Here is a 22,272-nt window from a genome sequence, read left to right as displayed (position 1 = left end):
GACAGCCCGGCCCCTCCACCTGAGGAGGGCCGGGCTGCCGGGTTCGGGCTGGTCAGTCGGTGCCGGCCTCCATGGCGGCGCGGTCGAGGAGGATGTCCTCCTCGGAGGCCTCGCCGCGGGAGGCGATCGCCTCGGCGCCGCCGGTCGGCAGCTCGCCGATCAGCTGGGTGGACGCCGACAGGGCCGGGTTCTCGATGCCGAACATGCCGAGACCGGCGTACTGCTCCAGCTTGGCGCGGGAGTCGGCGATGTCGAGGTTGCGCATGGTCAGCTGGCCGATCCGGTCGACCGGGCCGAAGGCGGAGTCCTCGATGCGCTCCATCGACAGCTTGTCCGGGTGGTAGCTGAGCGTCGGGCCGGTGGTGTCGAGGATCGAGTAGTCCTCACCGCGCCGCAGCCGCAGCGTCACCTCGCCGGTCACCGCCGTACCGACCCAGCGCTGCAGGGACTCCCGCAGCATCAGCGACTGCGGGTCGAGCCAGCGGCCCTCGTACATCAGCCGGCCGAGCTTGCGGCCCTCGTTGTGGTAGCTGGCCAGCGTGTCCTCGTTGTGGATCGCGTTCACCAGCCGCTCGTACGCCGCGTGCAGCAGCGCCATCCCGGGGGCCTCGTAGATCCCGCGCGACTTGGCCTCGATGATCCGGTTCTCGATCTGGTCCGACATGCCGAGTCCGTGCCGGCCGCCGATCGCGTTCGCCTCCAGCACGAGGTCGACCGCCGTCCCGAACTCCTTGCCGTTGATCGTCACCGGCCGGCCCTGGACGAAGCCGATCGTGACGTCCTCGGGGGCGATCTCGACACTCGGGTCCCAGTGCGCGACGCCCATGATCGGGTCGACGATCTCGACGCCCTGGTCGAGGTGCTCCAGGGTCTTCGCCTCGTGCGTCGCGCCCCAGATGTTCGAGTCGGTCGAGTACGCCTTCTCGACGCTGTCGCGGTACGGGAGGTCGTGGGCGGCCAGCCACTCCGACATCTCCTTGCGCCCGCCGAGCTCGTGCACGAACTGCGCGTCCAGCCACGGCTTGTAGATCCGCAGCTGCGGGTTCGCCAGCAGGCCGTACCGGTAGAACCGCTCGATGTCGTTGCCCTTGAACGTCGACCCGTCGCCCCAGATCTGGACGTCGTCGTCGAGCATCGCCCGGACCAGCATCGTCCCGGTCACCGCACGCCCGATCGGCGTCGTGTTGAAGTACGTCCGCCCACCCGACCGGATGTGGAACGCCCCGCACGCCAGCGCCGCCAGCCCCTCCTCGACCATCGCCGCCCGGCAGTCCACCAACCGGCTCAGCTCCGCCCCGTACGCCGTCGCCCGCCCCGGCACCGACGCGATATCAGGCTCATCAGGCTGCCCCAGATCAGCGGTGTAAGTACAAGGAACGGCCCCCTTGTCCCGCATCCACGCAACCGCGACCGACGTGTCGAGCCCTCCCGAAAAGGCAATCCCGACCCGCTCACCAACTGGCAATGACGTAAGCACCTTGGACACAGGAAAAGTATGCATCCCCCTGAATGATTATGCAAACCCACTCCCGGGCCCGGCGTCCAGGAGCAGGCCCCTCGCCCACCCCGCCGAGCGCGGCGACGCCGCTCGCCTCAGCCAAGCGGTGGCCCGGGATCACCTCATGCCGGAGTCACCTGTCGAGCACAGCGTTCTCCCAGCGCCGCCCGGCGCGACAACTGTCGCCCGGTGGCGCCGGCTCCTCGCCTCCGCCGAGCGGAGCGAGGCTGCTCTGCCTTCGCCAGGCGAAGTGGCGGGGCCCGACTGTCGTCGCCCGACGCAGCTGCCCGAGCGCAGCGAGGCTCCTCCGGGCTCCTTCGTTCGGCTGTCCGCTCAACTCCGTCCGCGAGCGGAGCGAGGCTGTTTTGCCTGTGCTGGGGAGAGGTGAGGTGTTGATGGTGTGGCTGGTGGGGTTGGAGTGAGAGGATGGGGGTTCGGTTGGGGAGGGAGTGAGGCGCGGGATGATGGGGCGGTCGCATGCCTTGTCGGGGTGGGTTGCGGGGCTGGCGGTGGCGCCGATGGTGGGGCTGACGACGGTGGCCGAGGTGGTGCCGTTCGCGGCGGCCACGGCGGGGTACGCGCTGGTGCCGGATCTGGATCACCCGGGGGCCAGTGCGTCCCGGTTCCTCGGGCCGGTGACCGGGCTGATCTCGGCCGTCATCCGGAGGTTCTCCGGAGCGCTCTACCATCTGACGAAGGGCCCGCGCGACGAGGACGGCACCGGGCAGCATCGTCATGCGAGCCACACGCTCGCGGCGGCGATCGGCTTGGGGTTCCTCGCGGCCGGCCTCGGTGACCGCGGTAAGTGGGCGGTGCTCGCGGTCGCGGCGGCGGGTCTGCTGCTGGCGGTGCATGTGCTCGGCGACTGGCTGCTGGCCGTCGTCCTCGGCGCCGGCGCCTGGACGGTCTTCGGCGCGGCGCTCCCCGCGACGACGACCGCCGACGCGCTCCAGGCGGGCCTGAGCGGGATCGGCGGCTGGATCGGCGTGGCGGTCGGCCTCGGCATGTTCACCCACTGCCTCGGCGACAGCCTGACCCGCGCCGGCTGCCCCTGGCTCTGGCCGCTGCCCATCCGCGGCGAGACCTGGTACGAACTCCGGTTACCGAAGCTCCTCAGGTTCCGCACCGGGGGCTGGGTCGAGCGCCTCCTGATCGCGCCCGTCCTGCTCGCCGCCGGCGTCCTGCTCCTGCCCGGCGTCCTCCCGTTCGTAATCTCTACCCTCAGTGACGGAGAAATCACTCAAAGTGCGCACAGAATTTTTTCCGGACTTTTTTCGTGGAACGTGTAACGACTCCTGGGCCCGGCCCGATAGGACGAGTGAGCCTGATGGCTGCCCGGACCCCCGAGCGGACAGCCATCAGGCCTACTCATTTCTTCGAGGCAGCGGAGCGGTAATCTGAGCCCCATGTCCTCGCCTCTTCCTTTCGGCCGTCTGACCACGGCCATGGTCACCCCTTTCCAGCCCGACGGCACGCTCGATCTCGCCGCGGCCCAGAAGGTGGCCACCCATCTCGTCGACGGCGGGAACGACGCCCTGATCCTGAACGGGACGACGGGTGAGGCCCCGACCACCTCCGACCAGGAGAAGGCCGACGTCATCCGGGCGGTCCGCGAGGCCGTCGGCGACCGCGCCAAGCTGGTGGCCGGCGTCGGCACCAACGACACCGCGCACACGATCGAGCTCGCCCGGCAGGCCGAGGCCGCCGGCGCCGACGGGCTGCTGGTCGTGACGCCGTACTACAACAAGCCGCCGCAGGAGGGCCTGCGCGCGCACTTCACGCAGGTCGCCGACGCGACCGGCCTGCCGAACCTGCTCTACGACATCCCCGGCCGGGCCGGTGTCGAGATCACCACCGAGTCGCTGATCGCGCTCGCCGCGCACCCGCGGATCGTCGCGGTCAAGGACGCCAAGGGCGACCTGGCCGCCACCACCAAGGTGCTCGCGAACACCGATCTGTTCTACTACTGCGGTGCCGACGAGCTGAACCTCGCCTCGCTGGCGATCGGCGCGGTCGGCATCGCGAGTGTCGTGGCCCATGTCGCGAGCCCGCAGTACCGGCAGCTGATCGACGCCGCGGTGGCGGGCGACCTCGGCACGGCACAGGAGATTGATCGACGGCTCGTGCCCGCCGTCGAAACGATCATGACCATGACCCAGGGCGCCATCATGGTGAAGGCCGCGCTCACGCTGACCGGCGTCCTCGACCACGCGACCCTGCGGTCGCCGCTGATCGAGGCGACGCCCGCGCAGGTGGAGCGGCTCACCGCCGACTTGAAACAGGCAGGACTGATTGCATGAGTCACCCCCATCCGCATCTCGACGCGCCCGCGCCGCTGGCGCCGGGCGCTCTGCGGGTCATCCCGCTCGGCGGCCTCGGTGAAGTAGGCCGGAACATGACCGTGTTCGAGTACGACGGCAAACTGCTGATCGTCGACTGCGGCGTGCTGTTCCCCGACGAGAACCAGCCCGGCGTGGACCTGATCCTCCCGGACTTCCAGCCGATCCGGGACCGGCTGGACGACGTTGTCGCGGTGGTGCTGACGCACGGCCACGAGGACCACATCGGCGGGTTGCCCTACCTGCTGCGCGAGCGGGGCGACATCCCGGTGATCGGGTCGCAGCTCACGCTCGCGCTGCTCGAGGGCAAGCTGAAGGAGCACCGGCACCGCAACGTGCCGCAGCAGACCGTGGTCGAGGGCGAGAAGCTCCAGGTCGGCCCGTTCGTCTGCGAGTTCGTCGCCGTCAACCACTCCATCCCGGACGCGCTGGCCGTCGCCATCCGCACCCCGGCCGGCCTGGTGCTGCACACCGGCGACTTCAAGATGGACCAGCTCCCGCTGGACGGCCGGATCACCGACCTGAACGCGTTCGCGCGGCTGGGGGAGGAGGGCGTCGACCTGTTCTGCGTCGACTCCACCAACTCCGAGGTCCCCGGTTTCACCACCCACGAGCGCGATATCGCCCCGGTGCTGGACGGCGTCTTCACCAAGGCGAAGAACCAGCGCATCATCGTGGCCTGTTTCGCCTCCCACGTGCACCGCGTCCAGCAGGTGATGGACGCCGCGGTCAAGCACCGCCGCAAGGTCGCCTACGTCGGCCGCTCGATGGTCCGCAACATGGCCGTCGCCCGCGACCTGGGCTTCCTGAACGTGCCCGGTGACACGCTGATCGACATGCGCGAGCTGGACAACTACCCGCCCGAGCAGGTCGTGCTGGTCTCGACCGGTTCCCAGGGCGAGCCGATGTCGGCGCTGTCGCGGATCGCGGCCAACGACCACCACGTCGTCCAGATCCAGCCCGGTGACACCGTCGTCCTCGCGTCGTCGCTGATCCCCGGCAACGAGAACTCGGTCTACCGGGTGATCAACGGCCTCACCCGGCACGGCGCGAACGTCGTCCACAAGGGCAACGCCCTGGTGCACGTGTCCGGGCACGCGAGCGCCGGCGAGCTGCTCTACTGCTACAACATCGTCAAGCCGCGCAACGTGATGCCCGTACACGGCGAGATCCGGCACCTGCACGCGAACGCCGAGCTGGCGATCCAGACCGGCGTCCCGCGCGAGAACGTCGTCGTCGTGGAGGACGGCGTGGTCGTGGACCTGATCGAGCGCAAGGCCGTCGTGGCCGGCAAGGTCGACTGCGGCTACGTGTTCGTGGACGGCTCGACGGTCGGCGACATCACCGAGACCTCGCTGAAGGATCGCCGGATTCTCGGCGACGAGGGTTTCATTTCGGTCATCGCTGTGATGGACTCCGTCACCGGCAAGCTGACGGCCGGTCCGGAGATCCAGGCCCGCGGGTTCGCCGAGGACGACACCGTCTTCGACACCCTGAAGCCGAAGATCGAGGCGGAGATCGAGAAGGCGATCGGCGGCGGCGTGGACGACATGTACCAGCTGCAGCAGGTGATCCGCCGGGTGGTCGGCAAGTGGGTCAGCGACACCCACCGCCGCCGCCCGATGATCATCCCGGTCGTCGTGGAGAGCTGAGACAAAGGGGAGTGGGCCGGCGATGAGCGTCAACGGTGTGAACGGCACGGGCCAGCGCCGGCCCACGATGAAGGAGGTCGCGGCCCGGGCCGGGGTCGCCCTGAAGACGGTCTCCCGGGTCGTCAACGAGGAGCCCAACGTCAGCCCCGAGCTGACCGCGAAGGTCCAGGCGGCGATCAAGGAGCTGAACTACACCCCGAACGAGTCGGCCCGGATGCTGCGCCGCGGCCGGACCGGCACGATCGCGGTCGTCATCCGCGATATCGGCGACCCGTTCTTCGCCTCACTCGGCCGCGCGGTCGAGCTGTGGGCGCGCTCGTCCGGCTCGGTCGTGATGATCGGCCTCACCGACGAGGACCCGGACCGCGAGCGCGACGTCTGCCTGGAGTTCGTGGCCCGGCGTCCGGACGCCCTGATCATGGCGCCGATCGGCGAGACCCAGGAGTACCTGGCCCCGCATGTGGACGCCGGGATGGCAGTCGTCACGATCGACCGGCCGGCGCACGGTATCGAGGCGGACGCCGTCCTCGCGGACAACGCCGGCGGGATCGATCAGGCCATCGACCACCTGGTCCGCCAGGGCCACCGCCGGATCGCCTACCTCGGCGACGACGAGCGGATCTTCACCGCCCGCGAGCGGGTGGTCGCCTACCGGGCCGCGATGGCCCGGCACCGTATCGACGTCGACGAGGACCTGGTGCATCTGTCCGAGCCGACGACCGAGGGCATCGGCATCACGCTGTCCGCCGTCCTCGATCGCCCCGAGCCCGCCACCGCGCTGCTCTCGGCCAACAACATGACCACCGCCGAAGTCCTCCGCGGGATGGCCGGCCGCCGGGACCAGGTCGCCCTGGTCTCCTTCGACGACCTCGCCCTCGGCGACCTGCTCAGCCCCGGCCTGACCGCCGTCGCCCAGTCGGCCGACGTGATGGCCCGCACGGCGATCCAGCTGATGACCGAGCGGCTGCCCGAGCCGCACCGGCCCGGGCGTACCGTCCGCGTGCCGGTGAAGCTCACGATCCGCGGTTCAGGCGAAATCCCGCCCGGCTGAGCCGGAGCGCAGCTGCGAGGCCAGCGGGCAGTCGAACGGGTCGCGGGCCTGGATGCCGACGTTGTTCAGGTAGTTGATGACGACCTTGTAGGACTCGACGATCCCGACCTCGGTGTACTTCACGCCGTGCAGTTCGCAGTACTCGCGGACGATCGGCTGGACCTTGCGCAGCGTCGGTCGCGGCATGCTCGGGAACAGGTGGTGCTCGATCTGGTAGTTCAGGCCGCCCATCGCGAAGTCGGTGAGGACGCCGCCGCGGATGTTGCGCGAGGTGAGCACCTGGCGGCGCAGGAAGTCCAGTTTCATGTTCGCCGGGACGAGCGCCATCCCTTTGTGGTTGGGCGCGAACGAGCCGCCGAGCAGGACGCCGAACACCGCGAGCTGGATGCCGATGAACGCGGCGGCTTTACCGGGCGGCAGCAGGATCAGCAGGACGGCGATGTAGCCGCCGATCCGGCTCAGCACGATCGTGGCTTCGATCCGCTCGACCGGGGACGCCTTGCGGCGCAGCAGGTGCCGCACGCTGGCGACGTACAGGCTGAGGCCCTCGAGGGTGAGCAGCGGGAAGAACAGCCAGCCCTGGCGCTGCGTCAGCCAGGCGCGGATGCCGGTGCGCTTGGCGAAGTTGTCCGGGGTGAACGCGACGACGCCGTCCCCGATGTCGGGGTCGCGGTCGATCTGGTTCGGCGCGGCGTGGTGCTTGCTGTGCTTGGACCGCCACCAGCCGGCGCTGATGCCGATCAGGCCGCCGGCGATCAGCCGTGCGGTCCAGTCGTTCCACGCGGCGGAGTCGAAGATCTGCCGGTGCGCGCTGTCGTGGCTGAGGAAGGCGCCCTGGGTCAGGACGAAGGCGAACGCACCGGCCATCAACAGCTGCAGCCAGGAGTTGCCGATCAGGCCGACCCCGACCCAGACGCCGGCGAAGGCGGCGAGCACCAGACCGATCCGCGTCCAGTAGTAGCCCCGGCGGCGTCGCAGAAGTCCCAGTTCGCGGACCGTGCGGGCGAGCTCGGTGTACAGGTGGGTATAGCGATGCTGCGGACGGTCGTCCGCCATGAGCGACGAAATAAGAAACACTCCGGTCGATCGTACGTAAGGTCGACGCGCTACCGAAGTGTCGGGCAGCGCCACGAGCTGTGGCTGTTGGATGTCACCTTAGTACCCGGGTCAAGGGGCACTGGAACGGATCGCGAGCCCGCAGTCCGACATGGTTCAGGTAGTCGACCACGATCCGGTACGAAGTGACCAGTCTTACTTCTGTGTAGGCGATTCCGTGCAGTTCGCAGTACTCGCGGACGATCGGCTGGACCGTGCGCAGCGCCGGTCGCGGCATACTCGGGAACAGGTGGTGTTCGATCTGGTAGTTCAATCCGCCCATCGCGAAATCGGTGAGGACGCCGCCGCGGATGTTGCGCGACATCAGCACCTGGCGGCGCAGGAAATCGATTTTCATCCCCTTCGGAACCAGCGGCATTCCCTTGTGGTTCGGGGCGAATGCGGCACCCAGGCAGAAGCCGAAAACTGCCAGCTGCACTGCCAGAAACGCCGTAGCCTTCCCGGCCGGCAGCAGCAGGTACAGCGCACTCACATACGCCACCAGCCGGGCCACGACCACACAGAGCTCGACTCGGCTCGCGCTGCGCTGGCACAGGTGCCGCAAGCTGGACACATGGAGTGAAAGCCCTTCCAGCGTGAGCAGCGGAAAGAACAACCACCCTTGCCGCGCAGCGATCCACCGTCCGACCGGTCCACGCTCGGCGACCGCATCCGGCGTAAAGGCGATGGCCTTCAGCTGGACGTCAGGATCCTTGTCCACCTGGTTAGGCGCCGCGTGATGCCGCGAGTGCTTGTTCCGCCACCACGTCACACTCATCCCCGCGACTCCGCCGGCCAGGATCCGCGCAGCGAGGTCGTTCCGCGCTGCCGACTCGAAGATCTGCCGGTGCGCGCTGTCGTGACTCAGAAACGCCACCTGCACCAGCACCAGCCCCAGCAGAGCCGCCAGCACCAGCTGCCACCAGCTGTCACCCAGTACGACGACACCCACAGCCACGCCGACCAGCGCCGCGAACACCAGACTCATCCGCACGTAGTAGTACCCCTGCCGACGCCGCAGCAGGCCCAGCTCGCGCACCGTGCGCAACAGATCCGTGTACAAGCTCACGTACTGCTCCTGAGTGCTCACGCGGCCAGCATCGGCCGACGGCATGAACGCCGTCGCACCATGGCGCAAACCGGACGCAGCCGGTGACAGTCCACCCAGGTGCGCCATCCTGACTCCGTGAATGGCGTTGCTCACGAACAACTCTGCGACGAGGCCGACGGCTGGGATTGTCTCGGCACCTTCACCGACCGCGGCATGCACAAACTCCTCACCCGGCTGGGCTGCGAGCCCTCACCGGACACCGACTGGTCGGAACGAGTCGCCGCAGCCGTAGACACTGGTCTGGTCCGGCTCCAGCCCCATCTGGCCGCAGACGATCCAGAAATTCGCGCCACTCTCACCCAGGTCCTCGAGTGGTGCTGGGACGACGCCGAGGACGCACTAGCCATGCTTCGGACATTGCTGGCGGGGGAGTTCAACCAAGCGGTGCGAGTCGGGGCCTTTCTGGCCGTCGCTCGCCTGGCGAGCTCGCTACCACTCGAGCATCAGCTCAGGTCCGAGACCGAGAGCTGGCTGACGGCGACGCTCACCTCCGGCCCGCCGCTGGACGCCTTCGCAGCGGGCCTCGGCGTCCTGCAGCACTACGGGCGAAGGCTCTCACCGGAAGCGGTCGATTCGATGGCTGCCGCGCTGCCGATCGCCTACCAGCCGTACTTCGACCTCACCGCCGACCTTCCGCAGGAGCTCGTGGACGAGTACCTCAGCGACCAGCCCGCTCTCCGGCTGCGCTTCCAGCTCGGCCTGGCCGCGAACACCTGGCGTCCGCCGACGTTCCTGACGACAGCCGGCCTGGTGGCCCGGAATTCGATCGAGTACGGACTGGACGCCGTCCAGATCGAACAGCTGATGACGGCCGTCGCCGATGCGATAGTGGACCCACAGGCGGACGCTGACACCAGACTGCGCGCCACGCGTGCCTTCGGAGCCTTTCCGCCGGGGGCCGTGAGTCCGGTCGCCGACCAGCTCGCAGTCGCCGCGGCGTCCGACAACCTGCTCCTGCGCGAGGCTGCCATGACCGCCTTGGCGCGCGCGAGCGACGTCCGAGCGCTACCCGTCCTGTTGAAGGTCATTCGCACCGGCAGCCGGGCCGAGGGATCCGGGTTCGACCACGTTGCTTTCGGCGCGATGCGCCCGCACGCGGCGGCGATCCTGCCCGACGTCGTCCGGCGCCTCGCAGCCACCGAGCCGCCCCGGGTGACGCGTCACGACAACGGGTCGTACTCGACGCGAGGCGGACTGGACGGTCCGGACTGGCTGCTGCTCGAGGGCCTGGCTTTGTGGGGTGGTGTGGCGGCGGACGCCGTACCGCAGCTGCGAAGGCTGCTGGCGATGTACGAGACGTACGCCGGACCACGTAACCACTGGGAGACCCGGAGCCGGACGCTGCTCCAGAGTGCTCTGACCGCAATCGAGGGAAGGGGTCATCAGTAGTTCACTCGCGGGCCATGCGGGCGGATCACGCTTGTCAGCATGAACTTGAGTCGCCGCCAGCTCTTGGCCGCATCCTCAGTCGCCGGCGTTTCCCTGGCTCTGCCAGAAGCCGCGGCTGCCACCGTCGTACGCCGGGACCGGCCGGCCATGCCGTCCGGAATCATGTCGGGTGACGTCACCTCGAACTCAGCAGTCGTCTGGTCTCGCACTGATCGCAGAGCGCGCCTGGTCGTCGATCTGACCAGTCACGGCCGTTTCGACCGGGCGATCCGTCTGCGTGGTCCTGTCACCGGGCCGGACGCCGACTACACCGCACAGCTGCCGCTGAAGGGCCTGCGGCCCGGACAGCGCTACGACTACCGGATCGCGTTCGAGGACGCGTACGGACGTCGGGGCGAGTCTCGGGCCGGCTCCTTCGTCACGCCGGGCCGCAACCGGGGAGTGTCCTTCGTCTGGACCGGCGACACCGCCGGCCAGGGCTACGGCATCAACCCGGATTTCGGCGGCATGATCGCCTACCGGGCCATGCACCGGACCCGTCCGGACTTCTTCCTGCACTCCGGCGACAACATCTACGCGGACGGCCCGATCGCGGCCGAGGTCAAGATCCCGGACGGCACGGTCTGGAAGAACGTCGTCACCGAGGAGGTCGCCAAGGTGGCCGAGACGCTCGCGGAGTACCGCGGGCGCTACAAGTACAACCTGCTCGACGAGAACGTCCGCGACCTGTACGCCGACGTCCCGATCATCAGCCAGTGGGACGACCACGAGACGGTCAACAACTGGTACCCCGGCGAGATCCTCGAGGACTCCCGCTACACCGAGCGCCGTGTCGACGTCCTGGCGGCACGAGCTCGGAAGGCGTTCCTGGAGTACCTGCCGATGGTCCACACCGCCGGCCGGAACCGCATCTACCGCAAGGTGAGCTACGGCCCGCTGCTGGACGTTTTCTGCCTCGACATGCGCACCTACCGCGACGCCAATCCCGCTCCGGGCGTGGCCGGGCCGGTCGCGATGCTGGGCGCCGAGCAGGCCCAGTGGCTGGTTCGGGAGGTCGCCTCCTCCAAGGCGACCTGGAAGGTCATCGCCAGCGACATGCCGCTCGGAGTGCTCGTTCCGGACGGTTCGCTGATCGAGGCCGTCGCGAACGGCGTCGACGGCGCGCCCGGTGGCCGCGAGCACGAGATCGCCTGGGTGCTCAGCCAGTTCAAGAAGCGCAAGGTGCGCAACGCGGTCTGGCTGACCGCCGACGTCCACTACTGCGCCGCTCACCACTACGACCCGTCCCGCGCGGCCTTCACCGACTTCGACCCGTTCTGGGAGATCGTCGCCGGTCCGGTGAACGCCGGCACGTTCGGGCCGAACTCCCTGGACTCCACCTTCGGCCCGAAGGTCGAGTTCGTGAAGGCAGCCGACTTCCCGAACCAGCCGCCCAGCGGTGGCAACCAGTTCTTCGGCCACGTCGCGATCGACCCGCGCACCGGAGTTTTCACCGCCTCCCTCCGCGACCTCTACGGCAAGGTCCTCTGGACCAAAGACCTCACCCCGGCCCGCCGCTAGGGCCCGCCGTACCCGCCGACCCCCGGCGCCTGTGCGGGATGCCGCCCACCGGGGGCGGTGGGTACGACGTAGGTTTGCGCCATGACCTCTCCGGAAAGCCGCCGTGACGATGTGGTCGAGACACTGCACGGCCAAGAGATCGCAGACCCCTACCGCTGGCTGGAAGACCCTGACGCTCCGGACACCCAGGACTGGGTGTCACGGCAGAACGAGCACACCGAGGCCGAGCTGAGCGGCTATGCGGAGCGGGAGTGGTTCCAGACCACCATGTCGGCGATTCTGGCCCGTCCGCGCGCCGGAGTCCCGGCCAAGAAGGGCGGCTGGTACTTCGTCGGCCGCAACGATGGCACCCAGGCGCAGGACGTCGTCTACGTCGCGGAGTCCCTGGAGGAGTTGCTGGACGGCGGCCGGGTGCTGATCGACCCGAACCAGCTGTCGGACGACGGCTCCGACTCGCTGGCCTCCTTCACAGTCAGCCCGGACGGCAAGTACTTCGCCTACGGCATCAACGAGAGCGGCAGCGACTGGACGTCGTTCCGGCTGCTCGACATCGCCACTGGCGAGCCGGTGGAGGATGTGGTCACGGAGGCCAAGTTCAGCGAGGCGACCTGGCTGCCGGACAGTTCGGCGTTCCTGTACCTGCACTACCCGGCCAACCAGCGCAACGAAGGTACTGAGACCGAGAGCCTCAGCAGCGGCTACCTGATGCTGCACCGGGTCGGCACGCCGCAGCTGGAGGACGAGCTGATCCTCGGCTTCCCCGAGCACAACCAGTACTTCATCAGCCCGGAGATCTCGGACGACGACCGCTACCTGATCGTCCACATCACCGAGGGCACCGACCCGTCCACTCGGGTCTGGGTCTACCCGCTCAGTTCCGACGGGCTCGGCGAGCCGATCAAGGTCGTCGACGAGTTCGCCGACGAGATCTGGTTCGTGCGGATGTCCGGTGACCAGCTGGTGCTGCAGACCGACCGGGACGCGCCTCGGGGCCGGGTCGTCCGGTCCGGGTTCGACGGCGTGTTCACCGACCTGATCCCGGAGGAGGAGGCGACGCTGCAGGCTGTCCGCCCGACGGCGTCCGGTCTGGTCACTTTGACGCTGATCGACGCAGCGCCGGTCGTGACGCTCTATGCGCTGGACGGCTCGGGTGCGACGCATGTCAACGTGGCTGGCGGCGCTGTGGTCGGGCTGAACAGCAGCACCAAGCACGACGAGGTCTTCGTCGGTCTGTCCACGACAACCGATCCCACGCTGTCGTACGTCGTTTCCGCGGCGAGTGGCGACGTCCGGGCATTGCCCGAGCTGGTGCGCGGCTCCGGCGGCTTCACGTCCCCACAGGTCACTGTGACGCGGCAGATCGCGCCCGGCCGCGACGTACCGTTCTTCCTGATCAGTCGCTCGGACCTGGACTTCTCCACGCCGCGTCCGACGCTCATGTGGGGGTACGGCGGTTTCCGCATCCCGATCCAGGCGGACTACCGGCCGGGCTGGCCGGCGTGGCTGGCCGCCGGGGGAGTGCTCGTCATCACGAACCTCCGGGGCGGCGGTGAGTACGGCAGCGACTGGCACGACGCCGGGCGGCTGAAGAACAAGCAGAACGTGTTCGACGACTTCATCGCGGTCGCTGAGCATCTGCAGGACACCGGTGTGACCACGCCGGCGCAGCTGGCCGTGCACGGCCGCAGCAACGGCGGTCTGCTGATCGGCGCAGTCATGACCCAGCGGCCCGACCTGTTCGCGGTCGCGCTGCCGGGCGTCGGCGTACTGGACATGCTGCGGTTCCACAAGTTCACCGTGGGCGCGGCGTGGGTGTCGGACTACGGCTCACCGGAGGACCCGGAGCAGTTCCACGACCTGCTCGCGTACTCGCCGTTGCATCGCGTGCAGGAGGGGACGGCGTACCCGGCCACTCTGGTCGTCACCGGCGATCACGACGACCGCGTGGTGCCGTTGCACAGTCACAAGTTCATCGCCGCGGTGCAGCATGCCCAGGCCGCTGCCGCGCCTGTCTTGACCCGTATCGAGGTCAACACCGGCCACGGCTTCGGTAAGCCGGCTGCGAAGATCGCGTCGGAGTGGGCGGACCTACTGGCGTTCGCTGCTCACCATGTAGGCCTTGAACCTCCTGAGCAGTAGGAGGGTGGCGTCACCAGATGCGGGGCGCGTGGAGGTCGCGAGGGTCTTCGATCGGCTGACAGCCGTGGTCGGTGTCCTCGTACTCCGCGCGCAGCCCGTTAGCGGCCAGCGTGCGGACGGCGTTCACCAGCCGGTCCACATGCTCGCGGGTCGTGCCGAGGCCGAGGCTGGCGCGGACTGCGGTGCCGTGCTCCGGCGCCTCCGCGAGGAGGTGGCCGACGAGCGGGTGCGCGCAGAACTTGCCGTCCCGGACGCCGATGCCGTACTCCGCGCTCAGCGCGGCGGAGACCAGCGTCGAGCTCAGCCCGTCGAGGGTGAAGCAGACCGTGCCGACCCGGTCGGCCTCCGCGCCGAAGATCGAGTACGTCGTCACACCGGCGATCTGAGCCAGACCGGTGCGCAGCCGGGCCAGCAGGCTGCGTTCGTGCTGCTCGATGGCCTCGCGGTGCCGGCTGATCGTGGCGCACGCCGAAGCGAGGGCGATGGCGCCGATGACGTTGGGGGAGCCGCCCTCGTGCCGCGCCGGGCCGCTCGCCCAGACGACGCCGTCGCCGCTGACCGAGGTGGTGGCGCCGCCGCCGTACAGGTACGGGTCGGCGGCGTTGAGCCAGTCGGCGCGACCGATCAGGGCACCAGCGCCGTAGGGCGCGTAGAGCTTGTGGCCGGACAGGGCGACCCAGTCGACGTCCAGCGCGGCGATGTCGACCGGTCGGTGCGGGGCGAGCTGTGCGGCGTCCAGACAGATGCGCGCGCCGTGCGCCTTGGCGACCGCGGCCAGCTCGGCGATCGGGAAGATCTCGCCGGTCACGTTGGAGGCGCCGGTGACGACGACGAGCCGCGGGCCCTCCGGCGCCGTCCGCAGCGCGTCGGCGACTGCGGTGACCGCCTCGGTCGCGGAGGCCGGGGCAGGCAGCCGCACCGTGCGCTCGGCGTCCCACGGCAGCAGCGCGGCGTGGTGCTCGGACTCGAAGACGACCACAGTCGCGTCAGCCGGGACGGCGTGCGCCAGCAGGTTCAGCGCGTCGGTGGTCTGCCGGGTGAAGATGACCTGGTCGTCCGCACGGGCGCCGACGAAGCCGTGTACCTCGGCCCGGGCCCGCTCGTACCACTGGGTGGTGATCCGGGAGGCGTAGCCGTTGCCGCGGTGCACCGACGCGTACGACGGCAGCGCCGCCTCGACGCTGGCGCGCACCGACTCCAGACAGGGCGCGCTGGCGCCGTGGTCGAAGTTCGCGTAGTCCGTGACGCGGCCGTCGGCCAGCGGGACCAGCAGGTCCGAGCCGACGGTGGCGGGGATGCTGCCGGTGCTGAGCCGGGCGACCGCCGGACGCGGGCTGGTCGTGCTGGCCGGCTCGAGGATGGAGAGGATCGACATGGCTTCGCTCCCGGGAAGTCCGCACTTGCCGAACGGGGTATCCGCACGGCCTGGTCTTCACCCGGGGCACCCCACCGCGGAGGAGGGTTGCCGGTCAGCGAGCCGGGGCTTGACGCTGACACTCATGACCTGCCGAGAACGGTAACGAACCGGCCACGGGGACGCCAGCCCTAATCTCGCCCAATGAGATATGTAACTACATCGTGAGACGAAGCGAGGAAACATGACCTGGAAAGCCCCGGATGTCACCCGCCCGGACGGCTCGCTGACCGCACCGGAACGCGAGCTGCTGCAGGGCTACCTGTCCTTCTACCGCGCGACGCTGCTGGTCAAGTGCGCCGGTCTGACGGCCGAGCAGCTCGCCGCCCGCCCGTCACCGCCGTCCAATCTGTCGCTGCTCGGCCTGATCCGGCATCTCACCAAGGTCGAGCGGATCTGGTTCCGGATCCACTTCGCCTCAGGCGATCCCGCCGAGCCGCTGTACGCGCCCGAGCTCGGCAAGGACGCGGACTTCGAGCTGATCGACCCGGCCGACGCGCAGGCGGCGTACGAAGGGCTGATCGCCGAGTGGCGGCTGTCCGACGAGGCGGCGTCCGGACGGTCGCTCGACGAGCGGTTCGTGTTCGGTGGGACGGAGTCGACGCTGCGGATGATCTACATCCATCTGATCGGGGAGTACGCGCGGCACTGCGGCCACGCCGACCTGGTCCGCGAGCAGCTGGACGGGACCACTGGCGCCTGACAGATCAAGCAGTTCGCTCGATCTGGTAACAAGCCTTCCGATGGACCGGTTGCTGTGGTCAACTCGCGGCATGTTGCGTCCGGCCGCCCTCGTCACGCTCGTGCTCGCGGTGTGCGCCGCGTTGCTCGCGGCGCCCGCGAGTGCGGCGTACGGCGTCCGGATCGAGGTGCTCTCGTCGCCGCGCGCGGAGCTGGTCAGCGACGGCGACGTGCTGATCGGCATCACCGGGCAGAACCTGGCCAATCTCGAGGTCCGGCTGAACGATCGCGACGTGTCCGACGCGTTCAGCGGGACGGGGGAGCGGCTGGTCGGGCTCGTCAGCGGCCTGCGGCTCGGCCGTAACCTGCTGGCCGCGGCCGAGGCCCGGCTCGCGGTCACCAACTATCCGCGGTCCGGCCCGATGCTGTCCGGGAAGCACGAGATGCCGTACATCTGCGGGACAGCGAAGTTCCGCACCCTCGCCAAGGTGCAGCTCGGTCCGCCGACCGGGAATAACTGCTCGGTGCGGACGCGGATCGACTACCTGTACCGCTCGAAGACGGACCGGTCGCTGAAGGTGCTGCCGTCCTCCCGGCCGGCGGATCTGGCCAGTACGACGACGTCCGACGGGCGGCGCGTGCCGTACATCGTCCGGGTCGAGACCGGGGTGATCAACCGGTCCATCTATGAGTTCGCCGTCCTGCACGACCCGGAGGCCGGAGCTCCGACGCCGGAGCGCGCGCCCACCGGGTGGAACGGACGGCTCATCTACACGTTCGGCGGTGGCTGTCCCGGCGGCTGGTACCGGCAGGGCAGCAACACCGGCGGCGTCGGCGACGACATCATGCTCGGCCGTGGGTACGCCGTCGCGTCCTCGAGCCTGAACGTGTTCGGGACGAACTGCAACGGCGTACTGGCCGCGGAAACGATGGCGATGACGCGCGAGCACATCGTCGAGACCATCGGCGTCCCGCGGCAGACGATCGGCTGGGGCTGTTCCGGCGGGTCGTACCAGGTGTTTCAGATCGCCGAGAACTACCCGGGCCTGCTGGACGGCGTCATCGCCGCCTGCGTCTTCCCCGAGGTCGGCTTCGCCACCCTGCACACGATCACCGACGCGCTGCTGCTCGACCACTACTTCTCGTCGGCGACCGGCTGGACGGACGCCGCCAAGCGCGCCGCCGCCGGCTTCGGCCGAGTGCAGACGATCGCGAACCTCGCCGGCGCGGGCCGGCGCATCGACCCGCGAGTTTATTGCCCTGAGCAACTTCTGGTCGCGCAGCGCTACGACCCGGTGCGGAACCCGCGCGGTGCGCGCTGCGACGTCTACTCGCATCAGGTGAATATCTGGGGTCCGCACGCCGGCGCTACCCGGCGTCCGCTGGACAACGTCGGCGTCCAGTACGGCCTGGCCGCGCTGAACGCCGGGAAGATCACCGCCGCGCAGTTCGTCGAGCTGAACCGCAAGATCGGCGGCTTCGGCAAGGACGCCGACTTCGTCCCGGGCCGGACGGTCGCCGATCCGTCGGCCATCGACACGGCGTACCGGACCGGCCAGCTGGTCAGCGGTAGCGGAGGGCTGAGCGGTACGCCGATCGTCGACTACCGCCAGTACACCGACGAGCTGCCGAACGGCGACATCCACCTCGCCTTCCACTCGTTCTCCCTGCGGGAGCGGCTGCGGCTGGCGAACGGTGACGCTGGCAACCATGTGATGCTCGTACAGTCCGGCAACGCGCCCGGCGGCTTCAGCACTGGCAACCCGGTGCTCAAGTCGGCCTTGAGCGCGCTGGACAAGTGGATGGACGACATCGACGCGGACGGCGGACCAGGCTCGCTGCACGCCCGCGTCGTCCGGAACAGGCCGGCGTCCCTCACCGACGCCTGCTGGAGCCCGCAAGGCGAGAAGTTCACCGAGCGGCAGGTCAACGGGATCGGCAAGACGCGCTGCAACTCGCTCTACCCCGTCTGGCCCTCCCCGCGGCAGGTAGCAGGCGCCTCCGTCGCCAACGACATCATCAAGTGCACGCTGCGGCCGCTGTCGCCGGCGGCATACGACGTCCGCTTTACTCCCGCGCAGTGGGCTGCGCTACGACAGACTTTCCCGAGCGGCGTCTGTGACTGGCAGATGCCCGGCGTCGGTCAGCGGCGTCCGGGCGACCCTTGGCCGACCTTCTGACCGTCTAGCCTGCTCGGCGTGCCGTTTCCGCTCGCACACGCCGCAGCTGTACTGCCGCTGATGCGCCATCCGTTCGTGCCATCGGCTCTAGTCGCTGGAGCGGTGGCTCCGGATGCCGTCTACCTGCTGCCCAACGACGCGCTCGCGCCGGACCACACCCATGAGTTCCTGTCGGTGCTCTGGCTCGACCCGCTGCTCGCGTTGGTGCTGCTGGCCGGTTTCAATCTGCTGGTCAAGCGGCCGTTGCTCGCTCTCGCGCCGGCCGCACTCGCGGCACGCCTGCCCACGCCGACCGAGCCGCTCCGGTTGCCAACCCTGCCGGTGCTCGGCTGGAGTGTCGTATCGGCGGTCATCGGCGCGTTCACCCACGTGCTGTGGGACTCGTTCACGCACTACAAGGGGTATTTCGTCCGCCACAACTGGTCCTTCTTCACTGCGAACGTGACGGCGGACTGGGACGTCAATCGCGTCCTGCAGTACCTCAGCACGGTCGGTGGCTGCCTCATCCTGACGGTCTGGCTCTACCGCTGGTTCCGGCGGACGCCGCCGCGCGTCGTGGTCTCGACCGACCATGTGCGGCCCTGGGTGACGTACGCCGTCCTGGCCGCTCTTCTGCTGGTTGGGACGGCTACGGCGGTGGTTCGTGTGTGGAGTGCGGAGGGCGAGCTCGTGGGGGAGGCCGCGGCGCGGCTGGTGCTGACCGGCGCCGCCTCGGGCTGTGTGGCCGTCCTCGGCTGGTACGTCGTCCTCTGGCACGCGGTGCGGATGCGGCGAATCCGGAGTGGCGGGGCTCAGGTGCCGTGACGCTACGGATGGGGCAGCGTGATCGGCGTGTGACACGTGGGACTTGAGTGGTGTTGGAGGTAGCCTGTTGGATATGGCGACCCGCACGTCTTCCCCGGCGCGGGCTCAGAAATCGGCAGCCAAACGGCCGAGTACGGCTCGTTCGGCTGCTGGTGGACGCTCCCGTCCGTCAGCCGCGCAGAAGCGTGGGCAGAGCGCGAAACGCGGTGGTGGTTCGACCGCCGCGCGGACCAGCACGCCCAAGAACAGCGGTCCAGGGCCGTTCGCGGCCGCCATGCTCGCGATCGGCCGGGGCATCGTCAAGCTCTGGATCGGCATCGCCCATCTGCTCGGGAAGCTGGTCCGCGGCATCGGCCACGGCGCCCGCGACCTCGATCCCGAACACCGCCGCGACGGCGCCGGGCTGCTTCTGATCGCGCTGGCGATCATCGTCGCCGCATCGATCTGGTGGCACCTGCCCAGCGCGGTCGGCAACGGCGTCCGCACGGTGATCGGCGAGAGCGTCGGCATGATCGGCTGGGCCGTTCCGGTCCTGCTGCTGATGATGGCGATCCGCACGCTCCGCAACCCCGAGCACAACGGTCCGGCCGGTCGACAGTTCATCGGCTGGACGCTGCTGTCGTTCGGCGTCCTTGGCCTGGTGCACATCGCCAACGGCCTGCCCCGCCCGAGCAACCCCGCCGACGCTCCGCTGAGCGACGCCGGTGGTGCGATCGGGTACGTCGTCTCCGCCGTCCTGTCCGATCTCCTCACCCAGTACGTCGCGGCGCCGCTGCTCGTGCTGATGGGGATCTTCGGCCTGCTGATCATCACCGGCACGGCGATCTACGCGATCCCGCTGCGGGTGCGCGCGGCCTTCGACGTCCTGATGGGCCGCACCGAGCTGCCCGACGACGCGCCGTCCGTCGCCGCCGAGCCGACCGACGACACCGTGCGCCTGACCCGCAAGGAGCGGCGCGCGAAGGCCGCCCTCGACGACGACGGCGAGCCGACCGTCAAGCCGTACGACTCGCCGGTGCTCGAGGGCCGCGAGATCTCCAAGCGCGGCCGCAAGGCCAAGGCGGCCCCGCCCGAGGAGGACGCCTACGACGTCGACGCGGAGGCCGCGGCCGGCGCCGCCGCTCCGGTCGCGGCCACGCCCGCCTTCAAGGTGACCGAAGCGCCGCCGGAGCCGCCGCAGCACACGCCGCTGCCGCAGCGCGTCGAGCAGCTCAGCCTGTCCGGCGACATCACCTACACGCTGCCCGACGGGCAGATCCTGAAGCCCGGTTCGGTGCACAAGGCCCGGACGAAGGCCTCCGACCAGGTCGTCGACCGGCTCACCGAGGTCTTCGAGCAGTTCGGCATCGACGCGCAGGTCACCGGCTACACCCGCGGCCCGACGGTGACGCGCTACGAGGTCGAGCTCGGCTCGGCGGTCAAGGTCGAGAAGGTCACCGCGCTGTCCAAGAACATCGCGTACGCCGTCGCGTCGGCCGACGTCCGGATCCTGTCCCCGATCCCGGGCAAGTCCGCGATCGGGATCGAGATCCCGAACACCGACAAGGAGATCGTCAGCCTCGGCGACGTGATCCGCTCGGCGATCGCGCGCAACGACCACCACCCGATGGTGGCCGGCCTCGGCAAGGACGTCGAGGGCGGTTTCGTCGTCGCGAACATGGCCAAGATGCCGCACCTGCTGGTCGCCGGCGCGACCGGCTCCGGTAAGTCCTCGTTCGTGAACTCGCTGATCACCTCGGTGCTGATGCGCGCCACGCCGGACGAGGTCCGGATGATCCTCGTCGACCCCAAGCGGGTCGAGCTGAACAACTACGAGGGCATCCCGCACCTGATCACCCCGATCATCACCAACGCCAAGAAGGCCGCCGAGGCGCTGCAGTGGGTCGTCCGCGAGATGGACATGCGCTACGACGACCTGGCGGCGTTCGGCTTCCGGCACGTGGACGACTTCAACAAGGCGGTCCGCGGCGGCAAGGTGAAGCCGCCGCCCGGCTCCGAGCGCGTCCTGACGCCGTACCCGTACCTGCTGGTGATCGTCGACGAGCTGGCCGACCTGATGATGGTCGCTCCGCGCGACGTCGAGGACTCGATCGTCCGCATCACCCAGCTCGCCCGGGCCGCCGGCATCCACCTGGTGCTGGCCACCCAGCGCCCGTCGGTGGACGTCGTCACCGGTCTGATCAAGGCGAACGTGCCGTCCCGGCTGGCGTTCGCGACCTCGTCGCTGGCCGACAGCCGCGTCATCCTGGACCAGCCCGGCGCCGAGAAGCTGGTCGGCCAGGGTGACGGCCTGTTCCTGCCGATGGGCGCGAGCAAGCCGATGCGGATCCAGGGCTCCTGGGTCACGGAGTCCGAGATCCGCGCGGTCGTCGAACACACCAAGACGCAGCTGGAGCCGACGTACCGCGAGGACGTCACCGCCGTCGCCGGCCCGAGCAAGGAGCTGGACGACGAGATCGGCGACGACATGGACCTGGTGGTCCAGGCGGCCGAGCTGATCGTCTCCACGCAGTTCGGCTCGACGTCGATGCTGCAACGCAAACTCCGGGTCGGCTTCGCCAAGGCCGGCCGGTTGATGGACATCCTCGAGAGCCGGGGCGTCGTCGGCCCCAGCGAGGGGTCCAAGGCCCGTGACGTCCTGGTCAAACCGGACGACCTGGAAGACTTCATCACCACCCTCCGAGGAGAGTGATCGTGACCGAAGCGAGCGCCCTGCCCCGCGAACACCATCTCGACCTCGACGACGGACCGGTGCCGTTCACGGTCCGCGCGTCCCAGCAGGTGCACGGGGGCCTCGCCCTCGGCGCCGGCCTGGTCGCCGTCGGGTTCGCCGCGTCGGCGTCCGGCAGCCCGGGCGGCGTCCTGCGCTGGTTCGTGGCGGCCGCGTTCGCCGTCCTGGCCGTCGTCTGCGCCCGGGCCCTCACGGTCGGGGACATGCTGGTCGCCGACGACGTCGGGATCCGGTTGCGAATCGGCAACGAATGGATCGGCACCCGGTGGCAGGACATCGAGGAGGTGACGGTGCTGAAACGCCGTCATCCGCTCGACGACGGCCGGATCGCCGTTCATTTGCTGGATCCTGGGCCCACCCTCGGCGCGATGCCGGCCGCGACGCGCAAGACCACGGATGCCAACCGGCGGTTGACCGGGTCCTCGCTCGCGATACCGTTCGGGTTGACGGCACGGCCGTCGAACGGGGAAGTGGTACAGGCATTGCACATGCTCGCGGACGCCAGATGTCCGGTGCGCGAGCAACTCTGACTTGTCCGTGACCCCATCGGACCACGACCGTTGACTTGATGTCGGCGGTCCGGCTGCCGGCAGATTCCCGATGACGCCGACAGCCCACCAGATCGGGC

Annotated in this window: 16 protein-coding genes and 1 riboswitch; of the genes, 12 read left to right on the top strand and 4 right to left on the bottom strand. The window is 69.3% G+C overall.

Features of this window, described 5'->3' with window-relative positions:
• Positions 1–52: 52 nt before the first annotated feature.
• Positions 53–1,501: an argininosuccinate synthase gene (gene argG / locus ACZ6ZD_RS16835; protein ID WP_465672977.1), complete on the bottom strand. Its 1,449-nt coding sequence runs from the start codon at positions 1,499–1,501 to the stop codon at positions 53–55.
• A 458-nt stretch (positions 1,502–1,959) separates the two neighbouring features.
• Here argG and ACZ6ZD_RS16830 point away from each other — a divergent pair, with 458 nt between their 5' ends.
• From ACZ6ZD_RS16830 to ACZ6ZD_RS16815, 4 genes are all read left to right on the top strand, one after another.
• Entirely contained in the window at positions 1,960–2,787 is an 828-nt protein-coding gene (locus ACZ6ZD_RS16830; protein WP_465672975.1) for a metal-dependent hydrolase, read from the top strand.
• A 117-nt stretch (positions 2,788–2,904) separates the two neighbouring features.
• Positions 2,905–3,798, top strand: a complete 894-nt coding sequence (gene dapA, locus ACZ6ZD_RS16825) for a 4-hydroxy-tetrahydrodipicolinate synthase (RefSeq protein WP_465672973.1) — start codon at positions 2,905–2,907, stop codon at positions 3,796–3,798.
• A complete protein-coding gene (locus ACZ6ZD_RS16820) occupies positions 3,795–5,489 on the top strand; it encodes a ribonuclease J (RefSeq protein WP_465672972.1) in 1,695 nt (564 codons plus the stop codon). Before dapA ends, ACZ6ZD_RS16820 begins: the two co-directional genes overlap by 4 nt.
• Positions 5,490–5,511: 22 nt before the next feature.
• Entirely contained in the window at positions 5,512–6,540 is a 1,029-nt protein-coding gene (locus tag ACZ6ZD_RS16815) for a LacI family DNA-binding transcriptional regulator (protein WP_465672970.1), read from the top strand.
• Here ACZ6ZD_RS16815 and ACZ6ZD_RS16810 read toward each other — a convergent pair.
• Positions 6,517–7,596 (bottom strand): fatty acid desaturase family protein, encoded by a 1,080-nt coding sequence (locus tag ACZ6ZD_RS16810; RefSeq protein ID WP_465672968.1) that lies wholly within the window; start codon positions 7,594–7,596, stop codon positions 6,517–6,519. The genes ACZ6ZD_RS16815 and ACZ6ZD_RS16810 overlap by 24 nt on opposite strands.
• A 94-nt stretch (positions 7,597–7,690) precedes the next feature.
• On the bottom strand, positions 7,691–8,725 hold the full coding sequence (locus tag ACZ6ZD_RS16805) for an acyl-CoA desaturase (protein WP_465672966.1): 1,035 nt from the start codon (positions 8,723–8,725) through the stop codon (positions 7,691–7,693).
• A gap of 96 nt (positions 8,726–8,821) precedes the next feature.
• Here ACZ6ZD_RS16805 and ACZ6ZD_RS16800 point away from each other — a divergent pair, with 96 nt between their 5' ends.
• From ACZ6ZD_RS16800 to ACZ6ZD_RS16790, 3 genes are all read left to right on the top strand, one after another.
• Complete coding sequence (locus ACZ6ZD_RS16800) at positions 8,822–10,135, top strand: hypothetical protein (protein WP_465672964.1); 1,314 nt, start codon at positions 8,822–8,824, stop codon at positions 10,133–10,135.
• Positions 10,136–10,174: 39 nt separating this feature from the next.
• Positions 10,175–11,695 carry an alkaline phosphatase D family protein gene (locus ACZ6ZD_RS16795; protein ID WP_465672962.1) on the top strand — a complete coding sequence of 507 codons (1,521 nt, stop codon included), beginning with the start codon at positions 10,175–10,177 and terminating at the stop codon, positions 11,693–11,695.
• A gap of 81 nt (positions 11,696–11,776) precedes the next feature.
• The gene (locus ACZ6ZD_RS16790) at positions 11,777–13,834 is read left to right on the top strand and encodes a prolyl oligopeptidase family serine peptidase (protein ID WP_465672960.1); all 2,058 of its coding nucleotides are present in this window, start codon (positions 11,777–11,779) and stop codon (positions 13,832–13,834) included.
• 10 nt (positions 13,835–13,844) lie between these two features.
• Here the strand turns inward: ACZ6ZD_RS16790 and ACZ6ZD_RS16785 are convergent, their stop codons facing one another.
• A complete protein-coding gene (locus ACZ6ZD_RS16785) occupies positions 13,845–15,209 on the bottom strand; it encodes an aminotransferase class V-fold PLP-dependent enzyme (RefSeq protein WP_465672958.1) in 1,365 nt (454 codons plus the stop codon).
• A 16-nt stretch (positions 15,210–15,225) separates the two neighbouring features.
• Positions 15,226–15,339: riboswitch (SAM riboswitch) on the bottom strand.
• 93 nt (positions 15,340–15,432) lie between these two features.
• Here ACZ6ZD_RS16785 and ACZ6ZD_RS16780 point away from each other — a divergent pair.
• The 5 genes from ACZ6ZD_RS16780 (at position 15,433) to ACZ6ZD_RS16760 (ending at position 22,174) form a co-directional block, all read left to right on the top strand.
• Positions 15,433–15,951 (top strand): DinB family protein, encoded by a 519-nt coding sequence (locus tag ACZ6ZD_RS16780; protein ID WP_465672956.1) that lies wholly within the window; start codon positions 15,433–15,435, stop codon positions 15,949–15,951.
• A 70-nt stretch (positions 15,952–16,021) separates the two neighbouring features.
• Positions 16,022–18,109 carry a DUF6351 family protein gene (locus tag ACZ6ZD_RS16775; protein ID WP_465672955.1) on the top strand — a complete coding sequence of 696 codons (2,088 nt, stop codon included), beginning with the start codon at positions 16,022–16,024 and terminating at the stop codon, positions 18,107–18,109.
• 18 nt (positions 18,110–18,127) lie between these two features.
• Positions 18,128–18,913 carry a DUF4184 family protein gene (locus ACZ6ZD_RS16770; RefSeq protein ID WP_465672953.1) on the top strand — a complete coding sequence of 262 codons (786 nt, stop codon included), beginning with the start codon at positions 18,128–18,130 and terminating at the stop codon, positions 18,911–18,913.
• Between the two features lie 73 nt (positions 18,914–18,986).
• Entirely contained in the window at positions 18,987–21,605 is a 2,619-nt protein-coding gene (locus tag ACZ6ZD_RS16765; protein ID WP_465672951.1) for an FtsK/SpoIIIE family DNA translocase, read from the top strand.
• A 2-nt stretch (positions 21,606–21,607) separates the two neighbouring features.
• Positions 21,608–22,174: a hypothetical protein gene (locus ACZ6ZD_RS16760; protein ID WP_465672949.1), complete on the top strand. Its 567-nt coding sequence runs from the start codon at positions 21,608–21,610 to the stop codon at positions 22,172–22,174.
• Positions 22,175–22,272: the final 98 nt, after the last annotated feature.

The organism is Kribbella sp. NPDC104218 (genome assembly GCF_055584105.1).
The sequence above is the reverse complement of the archived record's forward strand: the minus strand, read 5'-3'. Positions and strand labels throughout refer to the sequence as shown.